3 protein-coding genes are annotated in these 2,556 nt (G+C 72.4%); all 3 read left to right on the forward strand.

The genetic code is table 11. The annotated features are described in order from the left end of the window. Positions 1 to 270, forward strand: a 270-nt coding sequence (locus tag G6026_RS03285) for a Na+/H+ antiporter subunit E (protein WP_182612253.1), incomplete at its 5' end; no start/stop codon positions are given. 80 nt (positions 271 to 350) lie between these two features. Beyond that, entirely contained in the window at positions 351 to 1,475 is a 1,125-nt protein-coding gene (locus G6026_RS03290; protein WP_107755605.1) for a TIGR03857 family LLM class F420-dependent oxidoreductase, read from the forward strand. Then, positions 1,472 to 2,533 carry an aminoglycoside phosphotransferase family protein gene (locus G6026_RS03295; RefSeq protein ID WP_182612254.1) on the forward strand — a complete coding sequence of 354 codons (1,062 nt, stop codon included), beginning with the start codon at positions 1,472 to 1,474 and terminating at the stop codon, positions 2,531 to 2,533. The genes G6026_RS03290 and G6026_RS03295 overlap by 4 nt, the downstream gene beginning before the upstream one ends. Positions 2,534 to 2,556 lie beyond the last annotated feature (23 nt).

Raw genomic sequence — 2,556 nt, forward strand, 5'->3', positions numbered from 1 at the left:
GGCGCCGACGTGGCCCGGCGGGCGCTGGACCCCCGCATGCCCATCTCCCCCCGCACGCTGCGGCTCCCGATCCGGTCCGGGACCCCGGCCGGGCGCCGCCTGGCGCTGTGGATGATCAACCTCATGCCCGGCACCCTGGTCGTGGACGAGGGCAGGGACGAGGGCGGGGGCTTGGACTGGGTGGAGTTGCACGTGCTCGCCGAGGACATCGACGCGGCCCACGCGTGGGCCGGACTCGAGCATCGCCTGGGTCGGATCTTCGGGAGCTGACCCGGACGACCCCCGGTGGCGAGGTAACGTGACACGTGTCACTTTCTCCCGGGTCGCCCCCCTCCCGCCGAAGGGCACACATGACCATCGCTGAGACCGCGCCGCCCCCCATGCCCGAGCTCGCCTGCTACGGCCTGGCCGGCCACAGCGCGTCGCCGGCCGACCTCATCGTCGAGGCCGCCCGCGCGGAGGAGCTGGGTCTCGGGTCGATTCTCCTGTCGGAACGGTTCGCCCTCAAGGACGCGGCGGTCATGGCGGGTGCCGCGGTCGCCGCGACCACCCGGATCGGAGTGGGGACCGCCGCGACCAACCACAACACCCGGCACCCGCTCGTCACCGCGACGATGGCCACCACGCTGCACAGGATGTCCGGCGGCAGGTACGCGTTCGGACTGGGCCGCGGCATCCCGCTGCTGTTCGACATCATGGGACTGCCGCATGTCACGTCCGCACAACTCGAGGACGCCATCGGCATCTACCGCACGCTGTGGCGGGGCGGATCCGTGGTGGGCCACGACGGCCCGGCGGGCAGCTACCCCTACCTCGTGCAGGACTCGACGTTCGACGAGGACATCCCGATTCTGCTCATGGCCATGGGAGACAACTCGCTCCGGCTCGCCGGTCGGATCGCCGACGGCGTGGTCCTGCACACCTTCATGTCCGACGCGGCGGTCGCCAGATCCGTCCGGCTGGTCCGCGAGGCCGCCGAGCGGGCGGGCCGGGATCCGGCGCAGGTGCGCATCTGGTCGGTCATGGCCACCATCGAGGACTCGCTCGACGAGACCGCGCGCCTGCGCAAGCTCGTCGGCCGCCTAGCCACCTACCTCACCGGATACGGCGACGTCCTGGTCCGGGTGAACGGGTGGGATCCGGCGGGCCTGGAGCGGTTCCGCGCGGATGAGCGTCTGTCCGCGCACTCCGGGGCGCTCGACGCGACCGACGACCTGGACATCCTGCGCCACGCCCGCGAGGTCCTGCCCGACGAGTGGCTGGCCTGCGCGGCGGTCGGTAGCGCCGACCACTGTGCGGACCGCATCGACGGGCAGCTCGCGCTCGGTGCGGACTCGGTCGTCCTGCACGGTGCCACCCCCGACGAGCTCGCCCCGGTCCTGGCGGCCTGGCGCCGACGGCGTGACCCGCGCCGGTTCGACCACCTCGCCCCCAACCCCGGACGACTCCACCTGCGGAAGGACCCACAGTCATGACCGGTGTCGATTCCAGCGCCTCCGTGGTCTGCACACCGCAGGAGGTGACGGCGCAGTGGCTCACCGCCGCGCTCGGCACGGAGGTCAGGTCCGCGCGGACCGAGGCCGTGGGGACCGGCCAGATCGGCTGCTGCGTGGTCGCCCACGTGGACGGTGACGGGCTGCCCCCCACGTTGTTCGTCAAGCTCCCCAACCCCGACGAGGGCATGCGTCCGCTCCTGCACGGCGTCTACCGGAGCGAGGTGCTGTTCTACCGGGACCTGGCGCCGACCGTCGCCGTGCGGGTCCCCCGGGCGCGGTTCGCGGCCCTCGGGGAGCGGGAGGGCGATTTCACGCTCGTGCTCGACGATGTGTCGCCGCTGGTCCAGGGCGACCAGCTCACCGGGCTGACGATCGAGGACGCCCGCGACTGCGCGATCAACCTGGCCGGACTGCACGGACCACGCTGGTGCGATCCGCAGTTGCGCGGCATCGACGGGCTCTCCTGCCCGTCGGTCGAGGACAACGTGACCCTGCAGGAGCTCGGCGGGCCGGCGCTGGAGGCGTTCCTCTCCGAGTTGGGGGATCGGCTCGACGACGACGAGCAGCGGATCCTGTCCGAGATCGCACCGCTGATCGCCGACTGGGCCAACGGGCGGTCCGAGCGCTACGCCCTGCTCCACGCCGACTACCGCGCCGACAACATGCTGATCGACCCCTCCGGCCAGCGGCCGTCCCTGGCCTGCGACTGGCAGACCCTCGCCGTGGGGCTTCCCGGGCGCGACCTCGGCGGCTTCCTCGGCTCCAGCCTGGATGTCGCCGACCGCCGGGCCGCCGAGCGAGGGATCGTGGCCGACTATCACCGCGCACTCACCGGGTTCGGGGTGGACGACTACTCCCTCGAGACCTGCTGGGACGACTACGTCTACGGGCTGCTCCAGACCCCGGTGCTCGGGATCTTCGGATGGATGTACGGCACCCGCACCGAGCGCGGCGACGCGATGTTCGCCCTGCTCATGCGGCGAGCATGTCGGGCGATCGCGGACCACGACGCCCTCGCCGTGGTCCGCGGCGGCTGACCCCGGCCACCCCGGCCGGGTTG

The sequence above is a fragment of the Dietzia sp. DQ11-38-2 genome, from assembly GCF_014145055.1.
Taxonomy (GTDB): Bacteria; Actinomycetota; Actinomycetes; order Mycobacteriales; family Mycobacteriaceae; genus Dietzia.